Origin of the sequence: Pseudomonas morbosilactucae (assembly GCF_023241715.1) — a bacterium.
GTDB classification, from domain to species: Bacteria; Pseudomonadota; Gammaproteobacteria; order Pseudomonadales; family Pseudomonadaceae; genus Aquipseudomonas; species Aquipseudomonas morbosilactucae.
In genome coordinates, this window is the sequence record NZ_JALQCW010000017.1 from 1 (window position 1) to 21,747 (window position 21,747).

The 21,747-nt window shown below is 60.4% G+C and carries 19 protein-coding genes and 3 pseudogenes; 7 read left to right on the forward strand and 15 right to left on the reverse strand.

The features are described from left to right. Positions 1–448 precede the first annotated feature (448 nt). The 9 genes and pseudogenes from msrQ to mrcB all read right to left on the reverse strand — a co-directional run bounded on the left by msrQ (position 449) and on the right by mrcB (position 10,271). Complete coding sequence (msrQ, locus tag M1B34_RS08915; protein WP_123334994.1) at positions 449–1,069, reverse strand: protein-methionine-sulfoxide reductase heme-binding subunit MsrQ; 621 nt, start codon at positions 1,067–1,069, stop codon at positions 449–451. Beyond that, positions 1,069–2,081, reverse strand: a pseudogene (gene msrP, locus M1B34_RS08920) (protein-methionine-sulfoxide reductase catalytic subunit MsrP). Before msrP ends, msrQ begins: the two are co-directional and overlap by 1 nt. Before the next feature lie 63 nt (positions 2,082–2,144). Beyond that, positions 2,145–3,002, reverse strand: a complete 858-nt coding sequence (gene pssA, locus M1B34_RS08925) for a CDP-diacylglycerol--serine O-phosphatidyltransferase (protein ID WP_123334990.1) — start codon at positions 3,000–3,002, stop codon at positions 2,145–2,147. A 146-nt stretch (positions 3,003–3,148) separates the two neighbouring features. Further along, a complete protein-coding gene (ilvC, locus tag M1B34_RS08930; RefSeq protein WP_007909969.1) occupies positions 3,149–4,165 on the reverse strand; it encodes a ketol-acid reductoisomerase in 1,017 nt (338 codons plus the stop codon). 45 nt (positions 4,166–4,210) lie between these two features. Beyond that, on the reverse strand, positions 4,211–4,702 hold the full coding sequence (ilvN, locus tag M1B34_RS08935; RefSeq protein WP_123334988.1) for an acetolactate synthase small subunit: 492 nt from the start codon (positions 4,700–4,702) through the stop codon (positions 4,211–4,213). 2 nt (positions 4,703–4,704) lie between these two features. Then, a complete protein-coding gene (locus M1B34_RS08940; RefSeq protein ID WP_123335004.1) occupies positions 4,705–6,429 on the reverse strand; it encodes an acetolactate synthase 3 large subunit in 1,725 nt (574 codons plus the stop codon). Positions 6,430–6,875: 446 nt separating this feature from the next. Next, complete coding sequence (locus tag M1B34_RS08945; RefSeq protein WP_123334986.1) at positions 6,876–7,205, reverse strand: YqcC family protein; 330 nt, start codon at positions 7,203–7,205, stop codon at positions 6,876–6,878. Beyond that, on the reverse strand, positions 7,205–7,930 hold the full coding sequence (locus M1B34_RS08950) for a tetratricopeptide repeat protein (protein WP_123334984.1): 726 nt from the start codon (positions 7,928–7,930) through the stop codon (positions 7,205–7,207). Before M1B34_RS08950 ends, M1B34_RS08945 begins: the two co-directional genes overlap by 1 nt. A gap of 16 nt (positions 7,931–7,946) precedes the next feature. Continuing rightward, positions 7,947–10,271, reverse strand: coding sequence for a penicillin-binding protein 1B (mrcB, locus tag M1B34_RS08955; RefSeq protein ID WP_123334982.1), 2,325 nt, complete (start codon positions 10,269–10,271; stop codon positions 7,947–7,949). A gap of 117 nt (positions 10,272–10,388) precedes the next feature. On the opposite strand from mrcB, the gene M1B34_RS08960 reads away from it, so the two are divergent. The 4 genes from M1B34_RS08960 (at position 10,389) to M1B34_RS08975 (ending at position 13,669) form a co-directional block, all read left to right on the forward strand. After that, positions 10,389–11,945, forward strand: a complete 1,557-nt coding sequence (locus M1B34_RS08960) for a bifunctional aminoglycoside phosphotransferase/ATP-binding protein (RefSeq protein ID WP_268264893.1) — start codon at positions 10,389–10,391, stop codon at positions 11,943–11,945. A 93-nt stretch (positions 11,946–12,038) separates the two neighbouring features. Then, positions 12,039–12,383, forward strand: a complete 345-nt coding sequence (locus M1B34_RS08965; RefSeq protein WP_123334978.1) for a pentapeptide repeat-containing protein — start codon at positions 12,039–12,041, stop codon at positions 12,381–12,383. A 198-nt stretch (positions 12,384–12,581) separates the two neighbouring features. Further along, positions 12,582–12,854, forward strand: coding sequence for a TfoX/Sxy family protein (locus tag M1B34_RS08970; RefSeq protein WP_064392505.1), 273 nt, complete (start codon positions 12,582–12,584; stop codon positions 12,852–12,854). A 14-nt stretch (positions 12,855–12,868) separates the two neighbouring features. Beyond that, positions 12,869–13,669: a Crp/Fnr family transcriptional regulator gene (locus M1B34_RS08975; protein ID WP_268264894.1), complete on the forward strand. Its 801-nt coding sequence runs from the start codon at positions 12,869–12,871 to the stop codon at positions 13,667–13,669. Positions 13,670–13,908: 239 nt separating this feature from the next. On the opposite strand, the gene M1B34_RS08980 is transcribed toward M1B34_RS08975, so the two are convergent. The 4 genes and pseudogenes from M1B34_RS08980 to M1B34_RS08995 all read right to left on the reverse strand — a co-directional run bounded on the left by M1B34_RS08980 (position 13,909) and on the right by M1B34_RS08995 (position 17,481). Further along, on the reverse strand, positions 13,909–14,772 hold the full coding sequence (locus tag M1B34_RS08980) for a ChaN family lipoprotein (RefSeq protein ID WP_268264895.1): 864 nt from the start codon (positions 14,770–14,772) through the stop codon (positions 13,909–13,911). Between the two features lie 21 nt (positions 14,773–14,793). Next, positions 14,794–15,561 (reverse strand): heme ABC transporter ATP-binding protein, encoded by a 768-nt coding sequence (locus M1B34_RS08985; RefSeq protein ID WP_268264896.1) that lies wholly within the window; start codon positions 15,559–15,561, stop codon positions 14,794–14,796. A 4-nt stretch (positions 15,562–15,565) separates the two neighbouring features. Further along, positions 15,566–16,543: pseudogene (locus M1B34_RS08990) on the reverse strand (FecCD family ABC transporter permease); the annotation flags it as partial. A gap of 50 nt (positions 16,544–16,593) precedes the next feature. Then, positions 16,594–17,481: a heme/hemin ABC transporter substrate-binding protein gene (locus M1B34_RS08995; protein WP_268264897.1), complete on the reverse strand. Its 888-nt coding sequence runs from the start codon at positions 17,479–17,481 to the stop codon at positions 16,594–16,596. A 218-nt stretch (positions 17,482–17,699) separates the two neighbouring features. On the opposite strand from M1B34_RS08995, the gene M1B34_RS09000 reads away from it, so the two are divergent. Continuing rightward, positions 17,700–18,017 (forward strand): Rieske (2Fe-2S) protein, encoded by a 318-nt coding sequence (locus tag M1B34_RS09000; RefSeq protein WP_123334967.1) that lies wholly within the window; start codon positions 17,700–17,702, stop codon positions 18,015–18,017. Here the strand turns inward: M1B34_RS09000 and sfsA are convergent. Both sfsA and M1B34_RS09010 read right to left on the reverse strand, forming a co-directional pair. Then, positions 18,014–18,727, reverse strand: a complete 714-nt coding sequence (gene sfsA, locus M1B34_RS09005; RefSeq protein ID WP_268264898.1) for a DNA/RNA nuclease SfsA — start codon at positions 18,725–18,727, stop codon at positions 18,014–18,016. The two genes, M1B34_RS09000 and sfsA, sit on opposite strands and share 4 nt — an antisense overlap. Before the next feature lie 4 nt (positions 18,728–18,731). Continuing rightward, positions 18,732–19,898: pseudogene (locus M1B34_RS09010) on the reverse strand (pyridoxal phosphate-dependent aminotransferase); the annotation flags it as partial. Positions 19,899–20,234: 336 nt separating this feature from the next. Between M1B34_RS09010 and dksA the strand changes: the two are divergent. Continuing rightward, complete coding sequence (gene dksA / locus M1B34_RS09015; protein WP_007924645.1) at positions 20,235–20,675, forward strand: RNA polymerase-binding protein DksA; 441 nt, start codon at positions 20,235–20,237, stop codon at positions 20,673–20,675. Positions 20,676–20,825: 150 nt separating this feature from the next. Then, positions 20,826–21,722: a tRNA glutamyl-Q(34) synthetase GluQRS gene (gluQRS, locus tag M1B34_RS09020; RefSeq protein ID WP_268264899.1), complete on the forward strand. Its 897-nt coding sequence runs from the start codon at positions 20,826–20,828 to the stop codon at positions 21,720–21,722. Positions 21,723–21,747 lie beyond the last annotated feature (25 nt).

Consider the following 21,747-nt stretch of genomic DNA (forward strand, 5'->3'; position numbering starts at 1 on the left):
TAATCTGTTGACTATCAGTCTGACTCACAAGCACCCACACGAATTGCTTGATTAGTTGTTAAAGAGCGGTTGGTTAAGATCTTTCGTCTAACCGAGGCGCGCATTCTACAGCAGCCTCATTTGCTGTCAAGTGATATTTTCAGAAGTTTTCAAGGATTTCCTTAACAACTTAACCACTTGCGCTTCCGATCACTGTTAGCGGGAGGCGAATTCTACAGCGTTACACGCTTGCTGTCAACACCTCTTTATCTCCGCTTTCGACCGAGAAGATCGAAACGTTAATAGAGCCCAACTAAACCGCTCTACCAACCCCTTCTGAGCTTCGATGAACTGAAGCAAGTCGCTGTCGAAAACTGCGTAACTCGTTGAGTTTCAAGGAGTTTTCCGTTTCGACTACGCCGGAAGTGGGGCGAATTATAGGCCCATAGAATCTGCCGTCAACACCTAATTACACTTTTGTTGCAGAAGATGCTTTTTTAGCGATCAGACGAGGAATTCGTCGAGTCACTGGCGGCACACGCAACAGCAATAACAAGGCTCCTATAAAGGCATAGATAGCCCACTCCTTGAGATCAGCCCGAACAATCCAGAGCATGTGCAGCAACCCCAACCCGAGAATCAAGTAAACCAGTCGATGCAACTTCTTCCAGCGCACTCCAAGTCGACGTTGACTGTAACGATTGGACGTTACCGCCAAAGCGAGCAAACAAAGGAAACCGAGGCTACCGACAATAATGTACGGCCGCTTACGCAACTCCACGCCTAGCTGCGACCAATCCCACCCAAGAATAAACGCCGCGTAAGCGCTCAAATGCAGGACCACATAAGCGAAACACCACAAGCCCACTTGGCGCCGCACCGCGATCCACCCAGCCCACCCCGTTAGCTTTTGCAACGGCGTCATGCTCAGGGTCACCAACAACAGGATCAACGTCCCCAACCCCAGACGATCGACCAGCACCTTCCCCGGGTCCGGCCCCAAAGCAGACGCCAAGGCTTGAAACAACCAAAACAACGGCCATATCGCTGCCGCGATAAAAACGCCCACACGCCAAAGTGGATAACGCATCAGTAGTTCTTCCGCAGATCCAGCCCACTGTATAAAGCAGCCACTTCATCCGAGTAGCCGTTGAACATCTGCGTCTCACGCACGTTAGGACTAAACAGACTGCTGGGCAGCCGACGTTCGCGCGCCTGGGTCCAGCGAGGGTGATCGACTGTCGGGTTCACGTTGGCGTAGAACCCATACTCATCGGCAGCAATGCTTTGCCAAGTGGTCTTGGGTTGCTCGGCCACCAGACTGATACGCACGATGGACTTCACGCTCTTGAAGCCATATTTCCACGGAACAACCAAACGCAGGGGCGCCCCATTCTGATTAGGCAGTTCACGCCCATACATACCCACCGCAAGAATCGCCAACGGATTCATCGCCTCGTCCAGCCGCAGCCCTTCTACGTAAGGCCAATCAATCAAGGCGAAACCCGAGCGCTGGCCCGGCATGCTTTTGGGATCCTGGAGCGTTTCAAAACGAATGAACTTGGCTTTAGACGTTGGCTCCACTTGCTTGAGCAACGCCGAAATGGGGAAGCCGATCCAGGGAATCACCATTGACCACGCCTCGACACAGCGCAGACGGTAAATCCGCTCTTCCAGTTGATAAGGCTTCATGAAGTCTTCCAACGCATAACGACCGGGCTTACCCACCTCCCCATCGACAACAACACTCCAAGGCTCGGTCTTTAGTGAACCCGCGTTAGCCGCCGGGTCCCCTTTGTCGGTACCGAACTCATAGAAGTTGTTGTAGTGCGTCGCATCCTTGAACGGCGTGATTGCCTCGTTCTTGACCGTAACAGCCTGCCATTGAGTGGCCGGCAGCTTTTCGGTGAACCATGCAGGCGCCTTGCCCGGCTCGACGTCGGCATAGCGCGCCACTTCGTCGGCAATCGCCCACCCTGGAACGCTGCCCAGTGCCAAACCGGCGACGGCGCGCCCAACAGACTGCGACGAGAAAAATAGAGGGATTCTGGCGTGACATCCGACTCTTTACAGTCAGACGATTTGGAGACTTTGATCAACATGGCAACTCCGCAGTATTGGAGGACAGATGTACCAATAGACTGCGGAGTATGGGGGAAATTACATCACTCGACGCTTTTGCGACGACGCAGGTGCAATAAATACTGGATAGGACCCGAAGCCGCGTAGACCAGGAAGATCAGCAGCAAAATACGCGGAGGATCGCTGAACACCACGGCGAACACCAATACCACCGCCAGGATCGCAACAAAGGGTACACGCCCCTTCAGATCCAGATCCTTGAAGCTGTTGTACTTGATATTGCTGACCATCAGCATGCCCGCAGCCGCCACCATCAGCGCCACCAGGAATGACATCTTCGAACCCTGGATACCGTAGTCACTGAACGCCCAGACAATACCGGCCACCACACCCGCTGCAGCCGGACTGGCCAGGCCGATGAAGTAGCGCTTGTCCGCCGTCCCCACTTGAGTGTTGAAGCGCGCCAGACGCAGCGCCGCGCCTGCTACATAGATGAAGGCGACCATCCAGCCGACCTTACCCATGTCGCCCAAGGCCCAACCGAAAGCCAGCAGTGCTGGCGCGACGCCGAACGCAACCATGTCAGACAGCGAGTCATACTCGGCACCAAAGGCGCTCTGGGTATTGGTCATCCGAGCGACGCGCCCGTCCAGGCCATCGAGCACCATGGCGACGAAAATCGCGATCGCAGCAAACGCGAAGTACTTGCTCGCAGACGCTGAGTCCCCGGCGCTCAAGGCACTCTGGGCACTCATGGAATTGATGATGGAATAGAACCCCGCGAACAGGTTCGCAGTGGTGAACAGATTCGGCAGCAGATAGATACCACGATGCCGGACTTTACGGCCTTCCGCGTCATGCCCTTCTTCGACATGTTCATCGATGGGCAGCAGGCTTTCGGCGTCAGAGGCCTGGTTTGGCTCTTCGGGACGTTCGCTCATGGACATTACCTTGCAACGGGTGTGAAAAATTTCGACGGCACCCAAGGGCCTGACTCAGCCACAAGGGATGCAGCTTTATACCAGAACCTGTCCGCCCAAACGAAAAAACGCGGCCGAAGCCGCGTTTTCCCTGACAAGTCTCGAACTTAGTTCTTGGCTTTGTCGACGATCTTGTTGGCACCGATCCACGGCATCATCGAACGCAGTTGCTCGCCGATGACTTCAATACCGTGCGCAGCGTTGTTACGACGCTTGGCGGTCATCGATGGGTAGCCGGTAGCACCTTCGCTGATGAACATCTTGGCGTACTCGCCGTCTTGGATGCGCTTCAGAGCGTTGCGCATGGCTTGACGGGATTCGGCGTTGATCACTTCTGGGCCGGTCACGTACTCGCCGTACTCGGCGTTGTTGGAGATCGAGTAGTTCATGTTGGCGATACCGCCTTCGTACATGAGGTCAACGATCAGCTTCAGTTCGTGCAGGCATTCGAAGTAGGCCATTTCCGGCGCGTAGCCAGCTTCAACCAGGGTTTCGAAACCGGCTTTGACCAGCTCAACGGTACCGCCACACAGAACAGCTTGCTCGCCGAACAGGTCGGTTTCAGTCTCGTCCTTGAAGGTGGTTTCGATGATGCCGGTACGGCCGCCGCCCACGCCAGCTGCGTAGGACAGAGCAACGTTCTTGGCGTTGCCGGAAGCGTCCTGGTAGATAGCGATCAGGTCAGGAATACCGCCGCCCTTCACGAACTCGGAACGCACGGTGTGGCCCGGGGCTTTCGGCGCGATCATGATCACGTCGAGGTCAGCGCGCGGCACAACCTGGTTGTAGTGGATCGCGAAGCCGTGGGAGAAGGCCAGGGTGGCGCCTTTCTTGATGTTCGGCTCGATTTCGTTCTTGTACAGCGAGGACTGGAACTCGTCCGGGGTCAGGATCATGACCAGGTCGGCAGCAGCAACAGCGGAAGCAACGTCAGTCACTTTCAGGCCGTGGGCTTCAGCCTTGGCAACGGTAGCCGAGCCTTTGCGCAGGCCAACGGTCACGTCAACGCCGGAGTCTTTCAGGTTGCACGCTTGAGCGTGACCCTGGGAACCGTAACCGATGATGGCAACTTTCTTACCCTGGATGATCGACAGGTCGCAGTCTTTATCGTAGAAAACTTTCATGAATTTCCCCTATATCCGGCCGTTCAGGCCATTCGCTAATTTGAGTTAGATGCTCAGTACTTTGTCGCCACGGGCAATCCCGGTGACGCCACTGCGTACTGTTTCCAGAATCGAAGCGGTGCCGATCGATTGAATGAAGCTGTCGAGCTTGTCGCTGGTACCGGTCAGTTGAACGGTATACACGCTGGCGCTGACATCAACGATCTGCCCACGATAAATATCGGTAGTGCGTTTGACCTCGGCGCGCTGGGCGCCAGTGGCCTTGATCTTGACCAGCATCAGTTCGCGCTCGATATGAGCACTTTCCGACAGGTCCACCAGCTTGACCACCTCAATCAACTTGTTCAGGTTCTTGGTGATCTGCTCGATGACCTCATCATGCCCTACCGTAGTGAGGGTCAGACGCGACAGGGTCGGGTCTTCGGTCGGCGCCACGGTCAGGCTTTCGATGTTGTAGTTACGCTGGGAAAACAGCCCGACAACGCGGGACAAGGCGCCCGGTTCGTTTTCCAGAAGCAAGGAGATAATGTGCCGCATGATTAAGTACGCTCCGTCTTGCTCAGCCACATATCGCGCATGGAGCCGTCTTTGATCTGCATCGGGTAGACGTGCTCGCTGGTATCAACCTGGATATCGAGGAACACCAGGCGATCTTTCATGGCGAACGCTTCTTCCATCTTCGGCTTCAGATCCTTCAGCGACGTGATGCGCATGCCCACGTGACCATAGGCCTCGGCCAGCTTGACGAAGTCAGGCAGCGACTCCATATAGGAGTGCGAGTGACGGCTACCGTAGTTCATGTCCTGCCACTGACGCACCATACCCAGCGCACCGTTGTTCAGGTTGACGATCTTGACCGGCAAGTCGTACTGCAGGCAGGTCGACAGTTCCTGGATGTTCATCTGGATACTGCCTTCGCCAGTGACACAGGCCACATCGGACTCAGGGAAGCTCAGCTTGACGCCCATGGCCGCCGGGAAACCGAAGCCCATGGTGCCCAGACCGCCCGAGTTGATCCAACGGTTGGGCTTGTTGAACCGGTAGTACTGCGCCGCGAACATCTGGTGCTGGCCCACGTCGGAGGTCACAAAGGCATCGCCCTTGGTCACTTCGCAGAGGGTTTCGATCACGGTTTGCGGTTTGATGATGCTGCCGTCGCCCTTGTCGTAAGGGAACAGGCCGCGATCACCGCGCCACTCGTCGATCTGCTTCCACCAGCTGGCAACCGTGTCTTTGTTCGGGGTCTCGCCGATGTCCTTGAGTGCCGCGACCATTTCGGTCAACACGCTCTCCACAGGACCCACGATCGGCACGTCTGCCTTGATGGTCTTGGAGATGGACGCCGGGTCGATATCGACATGGATGATCTTGGCGTTCGGGCAGAACTTCGCCGGGCCGTTGATTACACGGTCGTCGAAGCGCGCGCCAACAGCCAGAATCACGTCAGCGTGGTGCATGGTCAGGTTGGCGGTGTAGCTGCCGTGCATACCGAGCATGCCGACGAATTGACGGTCGGTACCCGGATAGGCACCCAGGCCCATCAAGGTATTGGTGACCGGCAGGTTGAGCATTTTGGCCAGTTCGGTCAGCGGTGCAGAACCGCCACCGAGGATCACGCCGCCGCCTGCATAAAGCACAGGACGCTTGGCCGCCAGGAGCATTTCTGCCGCCTTGCGAATTTGCCCGGAGTGACCGCGCACAGCTGGGCTGTAGGAGCGCAGCTTGGCTTTCTTGGGGAAAACGTATTCGAACTTTTCAGCCGGGTTGGTCATGTCTTTAGGGACATCGACCACCACCGGGCCCGGACGACCGGATTGCGCCAGGTAGAAGGCCTTCTTCATGACTTCCGGGATTTCCGAAGCGTGCTTGACCATGAAGCTGTGCTTCACGATCGGCCGGGAGATACCGATCATGTCGGTTTCCTGGAACGCATCGGTACCGACCATGGTGCTGGGCACCTGACCGGAAATGATCACCATCGGAATCGAGTCCATGTAGGCGGTGGCAATGCCGGTAATGGCATTGGTCGCGCCTGGGCCGGACGTCACCAGTACCACACCGGCTTTACCGGTGGCACGGGCATAACCGTCAGCCATATGGGTAGCAGCCTGCTCGTGACGTACCAGGATATGGGTCACTTCCGGTTCTTTGAACAGGGCATCGTAGACATGAAGAAGAGCACCACCCGGGTACCCATAGATATATTTGACGCCTTCGTCACGCAAAAAGCGGACGAGCATCTCACCGCCAGATAAAAGCTCCACGTTGTTCACCTCTAAAACGCCAGAATACCGCCCTCATTAAAGGAGGCGGGTCTTAATAGGTTTACTTCTCAGCAGAGCATGAGCGACGGTGGTCGCCGACTACGTCAGCACTGACTGAGCAAGTATTGGGAGCGCCCCAAAGTGTTGCGGGGGTTTCCCACCCAGCGCGAGGTAACGCGTTGCGGGTGTAGCAGGTCGGCGCGGATGTGCGCCTCATGATCTGCTGAGTGGGTCTGCTTCTGGCAGTCCCTCTACAGCGGACTTTGGATTGTTCTGATTCGTCCTGCCCAAGTCAAGTAATCTCTGAGCTTTATTACAACTAAGCGCATGAGAAAGCAGGAGAAAACCCTTACGGGCCTGTACAACTTGTTGCAACTTGCCGCCTGCGAAAGGAAACCGCGCGATGAACCCTCACAGGCTCACCACACGGCTTCTACCCGGCGGACTCAGGCCGCTTCGCCGATCAACCGATCGAACTCCGCCAGCAGGCGCTGTAGCTCGCCCCCCTGCCCCGGCCGCTGGGCATACACCATCTCGGCCATGGCGAGGATCCCCGACGCATTGGGCAAGGGCAAATCCTGCTCGATGATGTGCTTCATCCGCGGCAGGAAGATCCATTGCAGCCACTGTTCAAAATCCAGGGTATCGACACTGAAGGGCTCCTGGCTGGACAAGGCCTCGGCACTTGGAGCGACTTCGTCCCACCAGCCCTGCACCCGCAACTCCCGCTCGATCAGCAGTAATTGCTCGGCAATCTGCAGGAAACGCCCATCCATCACAAGGCAACCTTGGCTTTCTGGCGCGCCGCAGCAGCGCCGGCGGCATCGCCCTGCTTCTCACGCGCCTGGGCGATAAGACCCCAAAGGCTGGCCTGCAGGTCCGGACGGCCACCCGCGAACGACAGACCACGGCGGGCGAACTGCTCAGCCTGGGCCGCGTCCCCCTGGGCCATGCGCACCTGAGCCAGGCGGTACAGCACTTGCGGCTCGCGGGGCGCTACGCGCTGGGCGCGCTCAAGGCTCGAGGAGGCACCATTGAGGTCGCCATTGGATTGCTGCTGCTGTGCGGTGGTCAGCAAAGCCAGGACCGGCCCATCCAACTGCTCATCGGCGGACAAACCGCCGACGCTCGACGAAGGAATGCTGCCCGACGTGGAAGGCATGTTGTAGGTGCCCTGGTTGATCGGTGCCGACTGAATAGGCGCAGCATCCACCGGGCCCGGGATAATTGGCCCCGGCGTGATCGGCGCCGTGCTGATCGGTGCCGATGTCGTGGCGCCGCCACCTGGGACCATCACCACCACGCCGGAATCTTCCGGAATCGCCTGGGCCTGGGCCGGACGCTTGATGGTCGTCTGGCGGAAGCCGCCATTGGCCGAAATCCGCTCGCTGTTGGACACGGCAGTGCCGGCATCCACCACGGGGATCGAACCGCGTTGCACGCTGGCACAACCATTGAGCAGAGCCAGAGCTGTAATAGCTGGAACCCACCACTTGTTCACGTCAAACCCTCTTTGCTTAGTTCATCCAGCCTTTGACCCAATCCATCACCGACTCGCCGGAAGCAGGGCTTTCGCCGCCGCATGCCGGGCCAGGAGGTGGCTCGCTGCCGCGAATATACGGCATCTGTACCGCGCCCGGACAGTTGGCATCGGAACCCTGGCCGGTCCGGGAATCGACCCAGGCCTGCACCACGTTATCCGGCTGCGGCATATCCAGGGGCAGCGGGTCGGCCTTACGCATGAAACTGGTCCAGACCTGCAGGGCACCGGTGGCACCGGTAAACGGCGTCTTGCCGTTATCGTCACGCCCCAGCCACACCACGGCCAACAGGTCCTGGCTGAAACCGGCGAACCAGCTGTCGCGCGAATCGTTACTGGTGCCGGTCTTGCCGGCTAACGCCAGGGTTTTCGGCAACACGTTGTAGACCGAGCTGCCGGTGCCTTCACGCATGACTCGCTGCATGGCGCTTTGGATCAGATAGATGGAACCCGGATCGAAGCGCTGCTGAATCTGGAACGGATAACGCTTGAGCGGCTCACCCTCGGCCGTCAGCACGCTACGAATCCCGCGCATCGGCGTATTGAAACCACCGTTGGCCAGGGTCTGGTACATGGTGGCCACTTCCATCGGGCTCATACCACCCGCCCCCAGCAACATCGAAGGGAAGGCTGGAAACTCGCGAGTCACCCCCAAACGGCTCAAGGTCTTGAGCACATTGGGCACGCCCACTTCCAGGCCCAGCCGTGCAGTGGACAAGTTGTAGGAATGGGCCAGCCCCTGGTACAGGAAAATCGTGCCATGGGAGCGGCGATCATAGTTCTGCGGCTTCCAAACTTGGCCATCCGCGCCCTTCACCGAGAAGGCTTCGTCGGACAACCAACTGGTCAAACTGTATTGGCTTGGCTTCTCAAGGGCCGTCAGGTAGACCGCCGGCTTGATCAGCGAGCCGATCGGCCGCACCGCATCCAGCGCCCGATTGAAGCCGGCGAAGCTCGCCTGGCGACTGCCGATCATGGCCTGGACCTCACCGGTTTCCGGATTGGTCACCACCATCGCCGCTTCGACCTCATCCGAACCTTTGCGACCGGCCAGACGCTTGAAGGTGTCAGTGACCGACGCTTCGGCCTTCATCTGCAGAATCGGATCGAAGCTGGTAAAGATCCGCAGCCCTTCTTCGGTCAAGTCTTCGTCGCGGTAGTCTTCGCGCAACTGACGCTTGACCAGGTCGATAAAGCCCGGGAAGGAACTGTCGGCCAACTTGCCGCGGGTGGTCACCCCCAATGGCATTTTCTTCGCTGCGGCCACTTGCTCTGCCGTCGCCACGCCTTGCTGCTCAAGCACATCAAGCACCAGGTTGCGCCGTTCCAGAGCACGCTCAGGGTTGCGCCGCGGGTTGTAGTAGGACGGCCCCTTGACCATGCCCACCAACAACGCCACTTGATGCAACTTCAGCTCGGACAGGGGCTGGCCGAAAAAGAACTGACTGGCCAAGCCAAAACCGTGCACCGCGCGCTGGCCGTCCTGGCCGACGAATACCTCGTTGAGGTACGCCTCAAGGATTTCGCGCTTGTCGTAATGCAGCTCAAGCAACATGGCCATCATGGCTTCGGTCAGCTTGCGCGTCAGGCTACGCTCACTGGTGAGGTAGAAGTTCTTCACCAACTGCTGGGTCAGCGTACTGCCGCCCTGGCTCATCCTGCCGCCCGAAATGTTGACCCAGATGGCACGGGCAATGGACTTCGGCGAAATCCCCAAGTGGCTGTAGAAATCCCGGTCCTCTACGGCCACCAGGGTTTCCAGCAGGTACGGCGGCACCTGATCGATATTGATCAGGATGCGGTCTTCAAGGTTCTTCGGATAAATGCCGCCAATCAGCAGCGGCTCGAGGCGCACCACGGCGACTTTCGAGCCCTCGGCCCCAGACAGCCCTGCCACATAGTCGCCGGAGAATCGCACGCGCACCGGCTGGGCTTTTTCCAGGCCTTCGTAGAACTGGAAGCCGCGGGTATTGAGATCTATGGTGTTGCCGTTGACCGAGGCCGCGCCCGGCCCATTGGCCACGCTTTCGCGTCGATAGCCCAGGGCGTCCAGCTCGGTGAGGAAGTCTTCTTTACTGAGCTTCTGTCCGACGAACAGCTCCAGCGGGCGCGCGTAGACCTTGGCAGGAATGGTCCAGCGTTTGCCGGAAAATTTTTCCTGGACCACGGCATCGAGATAAACCGCGAAGCCGGCGAGCACTACCAAGCCAACCAGACTGAGCTTCAGGGCCCAGCCCAGCCAGGGGCGCAGGCCGCGAGACGGTGTTTTTTTAGCGGAACGGGGGGATCGGGTACGAGTCATGGCGGCGGATTATACGCACTTTATTCATCCTCAACAGGAGCCACCCGAGGTTTGCGTTGACCCTGCCAGCGGCCATAATGACGCCCTTGAATTTTCCACGACTCTGAAGGATCGCCTGTGAGCCAGTCACTGATCGCCGCATTGCAAAACCCGGCCTTGTACCCGCACCCCGTCGATGGGTTTCAGGTCATCGAGACTCACATTTCCTGGGTGCTGCTCACCGGCCCCTACGTCTATAAAGTGAAAAAACCGGTCAACTTCGGTTTCCTCGATTTCACCAGCCTGGATGCCCGCGAACACTTCTGCGGCGAAGAACTGCGCCTGAACCAGCGTTTGACCCAGGATTTGTATCTCGAAGTGTTGCCGATCACTGGTACCGCCGAGGCCCCGGAGCTGGCCGGCACCGGCCCGGTCATCGAATACGCGCTGAAAATGCGCCAGTTCCCTCAGAGCGGGCTGCTCAGCACCTTGCAAGCCAATGGGGAACTGACCACCCAGCACATCGATGAGATGGCCCAGCAGATTGCCCGGTTCCACCTCGACGCGCCACGCGTGCCCGCTGCCCACGACGCAGGCACCCCGGACAGCGTCATGGCGCCGGTGCGGCAGAACTTCGAACAGATCCGCCCGTTCCTCAGCGACAAGACCGACCTGCAACAACTGGAAGCCCTGGAAGCCTGGGCCGAAAGCAGCTTCGAACGCCTCAAGCCGCTGTTCGCCCAGCGCAAGAACGACGGTTTCATCCGCGAATGCCACGGTGACATCCACCTGGGCAATGCCACGGTGATCGACGGTCGCGTGGTGATTTTCGACTGCATCGAGTTCAACGAGCCCTTCCGCTTCACTGACGTCTACGCCGATACCGGCTTCCTCGCCATGGACTTGGAAGACCGCGGTCTGAAGAGCCTGGCCCGGCGCTTTATCAGCCAGTACCTGGAGCTGACCGGCGACTATCAAGGCCTGGAACTGCTGAACTTCTACAAGGCCTATCGGGCGCTGGTACGGGCCAAAGTCAGCCTGTTCAGCATGCCCGCCGATGCCACCCCCGTACAACGCGCCACCTCACTGCGCCAGTACCGCAACTACGCCAACCTGGCGGAAAGCTACAGCACCATCCCTTCGCGCTTCCTGGCCATCACCTCCGGGGTTTCTGCGGTAGGCAAGAGCCACGTCGCCCTGCGCCTGGTCGAAGCCCTGGGCGCTGTCCGCCTGCGCTCCGATGTAGAACGCAAGCGTCTGTTTGGCGAGCAAAGCGTGCAGAACGATCCCAACGCCGGCATCTACAGCAGCGACGCCAGCACCGCCACCTACGCGCACCTGCATAAAATCGCCGACGTCATTCTGCGTGCCGGCTTCCCGGTGGTAATCGACGCCACGTACCTCAAACGTGCCCAACGCGACGCCGCCGCCGAAGTCGCAGAGCACACGGGCGCCCCGTGCCTGATCATCGACTGCAACGCCCCCGAAGCCGTCATCGCCAGCTGGCTGGCGCAACGCCAAGCCGACAGCAATGACCCGTCGGACGCCACCTTGGAAGTGATCGCAGCCCAACAAGCCAACCGCGAAGCGCTCAGCGCCGAAGAACTGCTGCGCAGCAAGCGGGTCGAGACCAATGAAAGTGGCAGCCTGGATGCTCTGGTAGCGAACATCCGTCAGCGCCTGCCAGGCCTCTAAACCGGTATTTTCAGCCGTGAAGTGTAAAGACTTCACGGCTGAAAAATAGTGGCACTATACTGGCGCCATAAAACCAACACCGAGAAAGCCGCCATGTGCAAACCGAAGCTACTCGACACCCCGCTGTACGAGCTGTTACGCAAAGACGACATCACCGGTTTCAATCGCGAGCGCCCACAAGGTCAGCCCATCGACTTGCGCGGCGGTGACTTCCGTGGCCTCGATCTGCGCGACTTGAACACCGACGGCATCGACTTCACCGACGCCTATTTCCGTTCTGCGGACTTGCGCGGCCTCGACCTGCGCGACGTCCCCCTGGAAGGCGCTAGCCTGTCCCACGCGCAGATTTCCGGTGCCTACTTCCCTCCGGAGTTGAGCGCCGACGAAATCCTCATGTCGGTCAACTTCGGCACGCGCCTGCGTTACCGCACCCGCTAACCGACACCGTTGCCTCAAATCCAGCGCCCCCGCTTTGCGCTGGATTGCCCAGGCTTTCAGCCTGCGCCGTCATGCCTGTTTCCCCTCCCCTTAGAAGCTTTTGCGTTGAAACCGACCAACGAACAGCGCGTTTCCTGCTGAGCGCTACACTCCTCAGAGGCTTGCCCACTCAGCATTCGGCCGTCGCAAGGAGGCTTGATGAATGATGAACTGCAACACCTGAAGAACCTCGGTAAGACATCCGCACAATGGCTGCATGCAGTGGGCATCCATAGCGCGTCGGATTTGCGCCGCCTGGGGGCGGTGGATGCCTATCGAGCAGTGCGCACTCGCGGCTTTCGCGCCTCGAAAGTGCTGCTTTACGCCATCGAAGGCGCCTTGATGGACGTGCACTGGAACGATATCCCCGCCGAGCGCAAGGACGCCCTGAACAAGCAACTGGATGCTATTTCCTCACGCCACAAGAACTGATCCGGCAGGTCGCCATGTATCTACTGGGGGAGCAACCGGCATACGCCGACACCTTAATCAATCGCCTGCAAAGCATTCCGGCGCAATTACTCGCGGGTTTGCCGGCGGCGGGCGCCCCTCTATTGCTTGAGCCCACTGACGATCTCGCCCAGGCGCTACCCAGCGACCGGCTGTTCTTGCTGGAAGACGGCCAGGTCCAGGCCAGCATCGATCAGCGTCCACTCTTCTATTTGCACGAAGGCGACCTGCTCGGGCTGCGTCGAGGGCTGGAACAGCCTCACTGGCACCTCAGTTGCGACACGCCCCTGAAGCTGATCCCTTTTCTGCGCTCGGCGGTGTTCCAGCATGTGTATGCCGATGAGCAGCGTTCGGAGTTGTTCCTGCAGTACCTGATCGGCCAGACCGCCCTGCTGTCGGATGCCATCGCCCGCCTCAAGCAACCGGAGTTTCGCAGTAACAACAGCTTCAAGCGGGTCCTTGAGGGCGAGACACTGATCCACCAGGGCGACGTTGCCGATCACGTTTTCGTGATCATCGAGGGGCACGCCGAGGCGTTTGTCGACGGGCATAAAGTTGGCGAGGTCCCCAAGGACGAAATCTTCGGCGCCATGGCGGTGTTCACCGGGGAGAGGCGCAGCGCCACCGTGATTGCCAGCCAGCCCAGCACCTTGATGCTGATCCCCAAGGAGCAATTCCTCAGCCTGACCCGAAGCAATCCGCGTATCGCCCAGAGCCTGATTGAAAGCATGGCGCGCCGGATCGACCTGCTGAACAAGGAAGTCATCCGCCTCAACACCCAGCTGCAGGCGCGCTAAAACCCCGCCCCAGCGCTTTCAAACACTTGTTTGATGAAAAACGCAGAAAAGCCAAAATGCCGCATTGACTTAGAAATGAGAATCGTTATGATTATCACCACTGGTCGCGAGGCCAGTTGATAACCTGGAAGACCGGTGGTTCGGGCTCTCAGATTATCTCCTCATCAGGCTAATCACGGTTATTTGACCCGGCTCTTGCCGGGTCTTTTTTTGCCTGGAAAAAAGCACCATTGAGGCCTTTACTGGCGCAGTTGTGCGCAGTAGTCCTTGTCCGCCATCGGTGCGGTGTACCAGACGTAATCCGCCGTTGCAGGCATCACCTCAGCGCCTCGCTGGGCCAGCATCAGCACCACGGCGTCCCGGGGCGGTGGCAGATCCGCCAGGTGCACAGGCACACCGACATCCTTGCGCGCATGAAAGGCTCCGGCAAACAGAAGTGCCGGCGTTGGCGCATCCAGCAAACGCTGGGCCATGCTCCGGTCGCGCTGCTGTTGCACCGCCAGCATCGCCGGCAACTGCGCCTCCGGCAGCAACCCGCAATGAGAGGTTCGCACCTGAGCCAGCAACGCCTGCCTGACCGAAGGCGCATTCGCATGGGAGCCACTCAGGACCGGTGCCGTGGCGTAAATCCCACGGACCTCAAGACGATCGAGGTTGGCGGCCCACAGCGGATAAGGCTGCACCAACGCAAAACTCACGATGGGGCCGTACAAGGACCAGTCCCACCCCGGTTGCCAGGCCAAAGCCTTGGGCAGGTCCGCCGGCAGCCCCTGCCTGGCCATAGCCTGGCGCAGCCCATCGACCTTGGGTTGCTGCTCAGGGGTGAGCATTTCCAGGAGCAAGCTGCCTTGGGGACGTCGGGCTGCCAGCGCCTGCAGCAGCCACAACTGCAGGCGATGGTGATCGGGGTGGTCGTGCTGTTCACCGACGATCACCCGCGGCGCGGCGGCAAGGCGTGAAATCAATTCATCAGGACTGAGACGCTGCCCCGTTTGCAGATCAACAATCTGCCCCGGCTCCTCAAGCTGGGACAGCACCGGCAATGTGGGCCGGCTTTGGCAGGCAAAAAGCAGCAACAGCACCGGCAATAGAAGTACGCGCATCGACGGGCTCCAGGTATCACGTCAGCGATCAATGATCAGGGGGTGCCCCCGCTCGGGATGCTCCTGCACCAGTACGTCCAGGCCAAACACGGCCTTCAGCGGTTCGGCGCGCAGTACATGGGCAGGAGTGTCCAGCGAGTAAGGGCGCCCATCCTGCAGCAACAACAGACGATCACAATAACGGGCGGCCAGGTTCAGGTCATGCAGGATCACCAGCACTGCGACCCCACGATCGGCAAAGGCCCGAACAGCTTGCAAGGTCAGGTGCTGGTGCAAGGGGTCCAGGGCCGACGTCGGCTCGTCGAGCAACAGGGTCTGCCCCGCCTGACCCGGCCAGAGTTGCGCCAGCACCCTTGCCAGATGCACCCGCTGACGCTCGCCACCGGACAGCGCCAGGTAGCTGCGACCCAGCAGATGAACTGCGTCAGTCGCCTGCAATGCGGCAACGACAATCTGCTCGTCACGTACTCGCCCGCTCTGGTGAGGCAAACGCCCCATGGCGACCACTTCCTCGACCCGAAAGGCAAAATCCAGGCTCGACGCCTGGGGCAGGACCGCCAAACGTTGCGCGCGCTCAGCCCCTTCCCATTGGGCCAAAGGCCGCTGGTCGAGCCAGACCTGGCCCTGATCAGCAGGCAACTCCGCACTCAAGGCTCCCAACAGGGTGCTCTTGCCGGCGCCGTTGGGCCCGAGCACACCCAGGACCTCACCGGGGTGGAGTTGCAGGTCAATCCCCGCCAGGACGGTTTTCCGAGCGCGGCGAATGTGCAGGTTTTCTGCCCGGAGCATCAGGGCGCCCTCGCAGCAACAGATACAGAAAGAACGGCGCCCCGATAAACGCGGTGATGATGCCGATTGGCAACTCAGCGGGCGCCAGGGCCAGGCGCGCCACCAGGTCTGCCAGCAACAGCAGGCTGGCCCCGGCCAGGATCGACGCCGGTAACAAGGTCCGATGATCCGGTCCGGCCAGCAGGCGCATCAGGTGCGGCACCACCAGCCCGATAAAACCGATCATTCCCGCCGCAGCCACCGCCGCTCCCACCCCAAGTGCGGTGCAAAAGACCAGCTCGCGCTTCAGTTGCTCGACATTGATCCCCAAATGCTTGGCTTCCGACTCCCCCAGCAACAGGGCATTCAAGGCCTTGGCCCGACGGGGTAACCACAGGGCCACAGCGCCGCTGACCAGCAACAGCGGCCACAAACGCTGATAACTGGCGCCGTTGAGGCTTCCCAGGTTCCAGAAAGTCAGGGTGCGCAACGTGGCATCGTCCGCCAGGTAAGTGAACAGACCGACCGCCGAGCCCGCCAGCGCCGTGAGCGCGATCCCCGCCAGTAACATGGTGGCGACGTGGGTTTGACCGTTGCGCCGCCCCAGGCGATAGACCAGCGCCGTTACCAGCAGACCGCCGAGAAAGGCACACAACGACAGCAAATAGGGACCGAACGCCTCCGGCAAACCGCCCATGAACGAGCCGCCGACAATGGCCACGGCCGCCCCCAGGGCTGCACCACTGGAAACCCCCACCAGCCCAGGGTCGGCCAAGGGATTGCGAAACAGCCCTTGCATGGCCACCCCGGAGAGCGCCAGCACACCTCCCACCGCCAACCCCATCAGGGTTCGCGGCAGCCGGATCTGCCCGAGAATCAACTCAGCCTGCTCCAGCCCCTGCCCATCGATGGGCACGCCGAGCAAGCGCAGGGCAGCGCGCAGGGTATCCAGCAGCGGCAGGCTGACCGGCCCCAAGGCCAATGACAACCAAATCGCCACCAGGCATAGCAGGCCCAATCCCAGATACAGCCCGCGTGGCGCCAACTGATGACTCATTGCGTCGTGCTGGCCTGGGCTGGCTCAAGGGGATAAAACGCCGCGGACAGCGCCTTGATACTGTCCGGCAAGCGCGGCCCCAGCCCGCCCACCAACAAAGTCGGGTCGATCTCCAGGACTCGACCGGCTTTGGCAGCAGGCGTCGAGGCGAGGATTGGGTTTTCCTTGAACAAGGCTGTGCGCGCCGCCTCCCCCGCCAGGCTGCGGTCGGAGAACACCAGCACATCAGGCTGAAGACTGGCCAGGGACTCCACCGAGAACGGCTTGTAACCGGTGTGCGTGGCCAGGTTGCGACCGCCAGCCTGTTGCAGCAGCCAATCGGCCGCCGTGCCTTGGCCGGCAATCAATGGCTTACCGCCGGCATGCCCCAGCAACAGCAAGACGCCCGGCGCTGCGTGCCGAGTCTGGGCCGACGCGACCCAGGCTTGTTGTTGCTGCAATTGTTGCTGATAACCCTGGAACAGTTGCCCGGCCCGATCCTCAAGGGCCAACAGCCGCCCCAGGTGTTGCAGGTTCGCCTGCAGGGTCGGCAGGTCAGCCTGAGCGGAAAACAGCTCGACCTGAACCCCGGCACCGCGAATCTGCGAGATCACCGGTGGCGGCCCCATTTCCTCGGTGCCCACCAGAATCTGCGGGCGCAGGCTCAACACCCCCTCTGCAGACAACTGCCGCTGATAACCGATGCTCGGCAGTGCCTTGAGTGAGGACGGGTGCTGGCTGGTAGTATCCACCCCCACCAGCTTCGACTCGGCGCCCAGCGCACTGACCCACTCGGACAACGCACCGCCCGCGCTCACCCAGCGCTGCGGCGATGAATCGGCACTCGCACAATGGCTCGTCAACAGGGCGACACAGAACGCAATGGCGCTGGCACTTGGGCGCATAGAAAGCTTTCCTTGAATGAAGAAGGGCCCACTGAAAAGCCGCGTTCGCTGTGACACAACCTTCAACCCAGGCATCAGAACCAGCGAGTGCCGCTATGGGGCGCGGCGGTCATTTGATAATTGTTTTCATTTGGCCGTCAAGGGTCGACATGTTTCCTCAAACCACCTGGTGATATTCACCACAACCCGAGCCTAGAGCCTCCGGACCAAGGACAGACATGAAGTTGCTTTGCCCCCCAGACCACCTGCCCGAAGGCTGCAGCCGAGGTTTTGAACTCGACGGCGTGAAGCTCTTCGCTGTGCGCCGCCAAAGCCAGGTGTACGTCTACCTCAACCGTTGCCCCCATCGCGGGGTGGCCCTGGAGTGGCAGGCCGATCAATTCCTCGACGCCAGTGCCAGCCTGATCCAGTGCGCCACCCACGGTGCATTGTTCTTGATCGAAGACGGTGAGTGCGTCTCAGGCCCGTGCGCCGGGCAGGCCCTGAGCAGTCTTGAATGCCGCGAAGACCGCCAGGGAATCTGGGTCGAACTTTAAACGTCGAGCAGCACCTCGAGCCGACGCTCGATGCAGACTTCCTCAGGCGTCAGGCGCACGCCGTAAGCCAGCACTTCAACACCGGCGGCCACAGCTTCTCGCAGGGCGGCGGCATAACCCGGGTCGATCTCCACCGCCGGCCGCACCGCCTCGATGCCCGTCAGGTTGACGCAGTACAACTGCACGGCACGCACGCCCTCCCGGGCCAGAGAGGCCAGCTCACGCAGGTGCTTGGCGCCGCGCTGGGTCACGGCATCCGGAAAGGCTGCAACTGCCGACTCCGCAAACCCGAGGGTGACGCTTTTGACTTCGACAAAGGCCGGGCCGTCGGGGAAGTCCAGGCGGAAATCAATACGACTGTTTTCCTGGCCGTAAGGCACTTCCCGCTTGAGCCCGACAAACCCGTTGAGCTCGGTGATCAGGCCAGCCCGTAGCGCCTCTTCGACCAAGGCATTGGCCCGCGCCGTGTTAACGCATGCCAGCCGGCCTTGTGGGGTTTCGCTGATTTCCCAGGTGCCCGGCAATTTGCGCTTGGGGTCATTGGAGCGACTGAACCAGACCTGCCCGCCCTCGACCATGCAATTGAACATCGAGCCGGTGTTGGGGCAGTGAATGGTCAGCAACTCACCGCTGGCGGTCTCGATATCCGCCAGGAAACGCTTGTAGCGACGCAACAAGCGCCCTTCTTCGAGAGGAGGATGGAAACGCATCAGCTTGCCAGCTCCGCAAGCCACGGGCGATCCGCTCAACCGCTTCCTGGAGTCGCGGCAGGCTTTGGGTGTAGGCAAAGCGCACATGGTGCCCGGCTTGATGCCGGCCAAAGTCCAGGCCCGGCGTGAAGGCCAGGTGCTCGGTTTCCAGGAAATGCCGACAGAAGGCAAAAGCATCGCCGCCAAAGGCACTGATATCGGCATACAAGTAAAACGCGCCTTCAGGCTCCACGGCGATGCCGAACCCTAGCTCTCGCAGGGCCGGCAGCAGGAAATCACGACGACGACCGAATTCGGCCCGACGCTCTTCAAGAATACTCAGGGTGGCCGGCTCAAAGCAGGCCAAGGCCGCGTATTGGGCCATGCTCGGCGCGCTGATGTAGAGGTTCTGCGCCAACTTCTCCAGTTCACCCACCGCTTCCGGTGGCGCCACCAGCCAACCAAGGCGCCAACCGGTCATGCCGAAATATTTTGAGAAACTATTAAGGACAAAGGCACTGTCATCGACTTCCAGCACGCTGGCCGCATCGGTGCCGTAAGTCAGGCCGTGGTAGATCTCGTCCACCACCAAATGACCGTTGCGCGCCTTGATGGCGGCGGACAAGCCGGCCAGCTCATCGCGGGTCTGGATGGTCCCGGTCGGGTTCGCGGGAGACGCTACCAAGGCACCCACGCTGTCCTGGTCCCAATAGCGCGCGACCAAATCCGGGGTCAGTTGATAACGCACATCGGGGCCCACCGGCACCAGTTGTGCCGCCCCTTCCACCAGGCGCAGGAAGTGCCGATTGCAGGGGTAGCCCGGGTCCGCCAGCAGCCAGTGTTTGCCCGGGTCCACCAGCAGGCTGCTGGCCAGCAGCAGCGCACCGGAACCACCCGGGGTGATCAGAATTCGCTCAGGGTCGATGTCCAGGCCGTAGCGTTGCTGATAGAAACCCGAGATCGCCGTGCGCAGTTCGGGAATCCCGCGGGCTGCGGTGTAACGGGTCTTGCCCGCCGTCAGCGCAGACTGGCCAGCCTGGATAATCGGCTCGGCGGTGGTGAAGTCTGGCTCGCCGATCTCCAGGTGGATAACGTCATGACCCGCCGCCTGCAATTCATTGGCGCGGGCCAGCAAGGCCATGACATGGAACGGTTCGATAGCGCGGCTGCGCGCACTGTAGGGCAGAGCCATTAGCCTTCCTTACATTGAGGGAGCAAAACACCGATTCTACCCACCCCATGGAACTCCCGAGAACCAAAAGCAATCAGAGCCCTCGGTTTGCTGGAGCTGAGGAACCTCAACACTTGGATCAAGTTTGACTAAAATCAACGTTTGATCAGACCCATCAACTTATCGGATCGGCCTTTGCCCGTTTTCCCGGGCCACGGCAGGCGCAGGCTCGACAACCGGGAGTAGCGCGCTCGGATTTGATCTGGTAAGTTCGCCCGCTTGCAGCCGCAGGGCCGGCAAGTGTCGGAGATGGAGCAATCCTGCGCAATGGATTACAAGAGTAGAGGCGGTCCATTCATGCCCACCCAAGCAAAGCAACAGAATCAATCGATCAGCGGTTTCGAACCTTATGTTGAAACGGCAGGCGAAGAGTACATGGGCAAACCCATGCGCGAGCACTTCACCAAGATCCTGAACAAGTGGAAACAGGACTTGATGCAGGAAGTCGACCGCACTGTTGACCACATGAAAGACGAAGCAGCCAACTTTCCCGACCCGGCCGACCGTGCTAGCCAGGAAGAAGAGTTCAGCCTTGAGCTGCGTGCCCGCGACCGCGAGCGCAAGTTGATCAAGAAGATCGACAAGACCCTGCAATTGATCGAAGACGAAGAATACGGCTGGTGCGAATCCTGTGGCGTCGAGATCGGCATCCGCCGTCTGGAAGCCCGTCCTACCGCCGACATGTGCGTCGACTGCAAGACCTTGGCGGAAATCAAGGAAAAACAAGTCGGCAAGTAATCGCCGCCTTGAACACAGAACGGAGCGTGAAAACGCTCCGTTTTTGTTTCTGCCATCCTTGCCTTCCCCTGCTGGAGCAAGCTTGCCCGCCACGGCAATCCCCCCGACACGCTTGTCACGCCGGGGCCAGACCCCATAGCATCCGCCCCCATGACAGCCTCCACATCCCCTTCATACATCGGGCGCTTCGCCCCCACGCCCAGCGGCCACTTGCATTTCGGCTCCCTGGTGGCGGCCCTTGCGTCCTACCTCGATGCCCGCGCCGTGGGCGGCCGCTGGCTGTTGCGCATGGAAGACCTCGACCCACCCCGTGAAGAACCCGGTGCCCAGTCGGCGATCCTCAATGCCCTGGAACGCTACGGTTTTGAGTGGGACGGCGAGATGGTCCGCCAAAGCGAACGCCACGACGCCTACGCCGAGGTGCTCAATCGCCTGTTCAACCACGGCCTGGCCTACGCGTGTACCTGTTCGCGCAAACAACTGGAGCCCTACCAGGGCATCTACCCAGGGCTGTGCCGTAACCTCGGGCACGCTCAGGACGGCGCGGCGATCCGCCTGCGGGTACCGGAACTCGATTACCACTTCCAGGACCGGGTACAGGGCGAGTACCGCCAACACCTGGGCCGGGAAGTCGGGGACTTCGTGATTCGCCGTCGCGATGGTCTCTATGCTTATCAATTGGCGGTGGTGCTGGATGACGCCTGGCAAGGTGTTACCGATATCGTGCGCGGGGCCGACCTGCTCGATTCCACGCCCCGCCAGCTGTACCTGCAAGAGCTGCTGGGGTTGCCGCAACCGCGCTACCTGCACCTGCCGCTGATTACCCAGCCGGATGGCAACAAACTGGGCAAGTCCTACCGCTCGCCGCCGCTGGCGCAAGACCAAGCCACCCCACTGTTACTCAGGGCCCTGCGCGCCCTTGGGCAAAACCCGGGGCCCGAACTGGAGGGCGCCAGCCCCCGGGAAGTCCTCGGTTGGGGCATCGCCCATTGGGCCCCCACGCAGATTCCACGCACACTGAGCATCCCCGAAGCGCAAATACGCTGACGCCCCTTGCAGCTTGGCGCCCATC

Coding starts and splice junctions, on each gene's coding strand:
- msrQ (WP_123334994.1), bottom strand. CDS start 1,069: ATGCGTTATCCACTTTGGCGTGTGGGCGTTTTTATCGCGGCAGCGATA.
- M1B34_RS08970 (WP_064392505.1), top strand. CDS start 12,582: ATGAATGATGAACTGCAACACCTGAAGAACCTCGGTAAGACATCCGCA.
- dksA (WP_007924645.1), top strand. CDS start 20,235: ATGCCCACCCAAGCAAAGCAACAGAATCAATCGATCAGCGGTTTCGAA.
- M1B34_RS09000 (WP_123334967.1), top strand. CDS start 17,700: ATGAAGTTGCTTTGCCCCCCAGACCACCTGCCCGAAGGCTGCAGCCGA.
- M1B34_RS08980 (WP_268264895.1), bottom strand. CDS start 14,772: ATGCGCGTACTTCTATTGCCGGTGCTGTTGCTGCTTTTTGCCTGCCAA.
- M1B34_RS08945 (WP_123334986.1), bottom strand. CDS start 7,205: ATGGATGGGCGTTTCCTGCAGATTGCCGAGCAATTACTGCTGATCGAG.
- sfsA (WP_268264898.1), bottom strand. CDS start 18,727: ATGCGTTTCCATCCTCCTCTCGAAGAAGGGCGCTTGTTGCGTCGCTAC.
- ilvN (WP_123334988.1), bottom strand. CDS start 4,702: ATGCGGCACATTATCTCCTTGCTTCTGGAAAACGAACCGGGCGCCTTG.
- M1B34_RS08975 (WP_268264894.1), top strand. CDS start 12,869: ATGTATCTACTGGGGGAGCAACCGGCATACGCCGACACCTTAATCAAT.
- M1B34_RS08995 (WP_268264897.1), bottom strand. CDS start 17,481: ATGCGCCCAAGTGCCAGCGCCATTGCGTTCTGTGTCGCCCTGTTGACG.
- M1B34_RS08985 (WP_268264896.1), bottom strand. CDS start 15,561: ATGCTCCGGGCAGAAAACCTGCACATTCGCCGCGCTCGGAAAACCGTC.
- M1B34_RS08965 (WP_123334978.1), top strand. CDS start 12,039: ATGTGCAAACCGAAGCTACTCGACACCCCGCTGTACGAGCTGTTACGC.
- mrcB (WP_123334982.1), bottom strand. CDS start 10,271: ATGACTCGTACCCGATCCCCCCGTTCCGCTAAAAAAACACCGTCTCGC.
- gluQRS (WP_268264899.1), top strand. CDS start 20,826: ATGACAGCCTCCACATCCCCTTCATACATCGGGCGCTTCGCCCCCACG.
- pssA (WP_123334990.1), bottom strand. CDS start 3,002: ATGAGCGAACGTCCCGAAGAGCCAAACCAGGCCTCTGACGCCGAAAGC.
- ilvC (WP_007909969.1), bottom strand. CDS start 4,165: ATGAAAGTTTTCTACGATAAAGACTGCGACCTGTCGATCATCCAGGGT.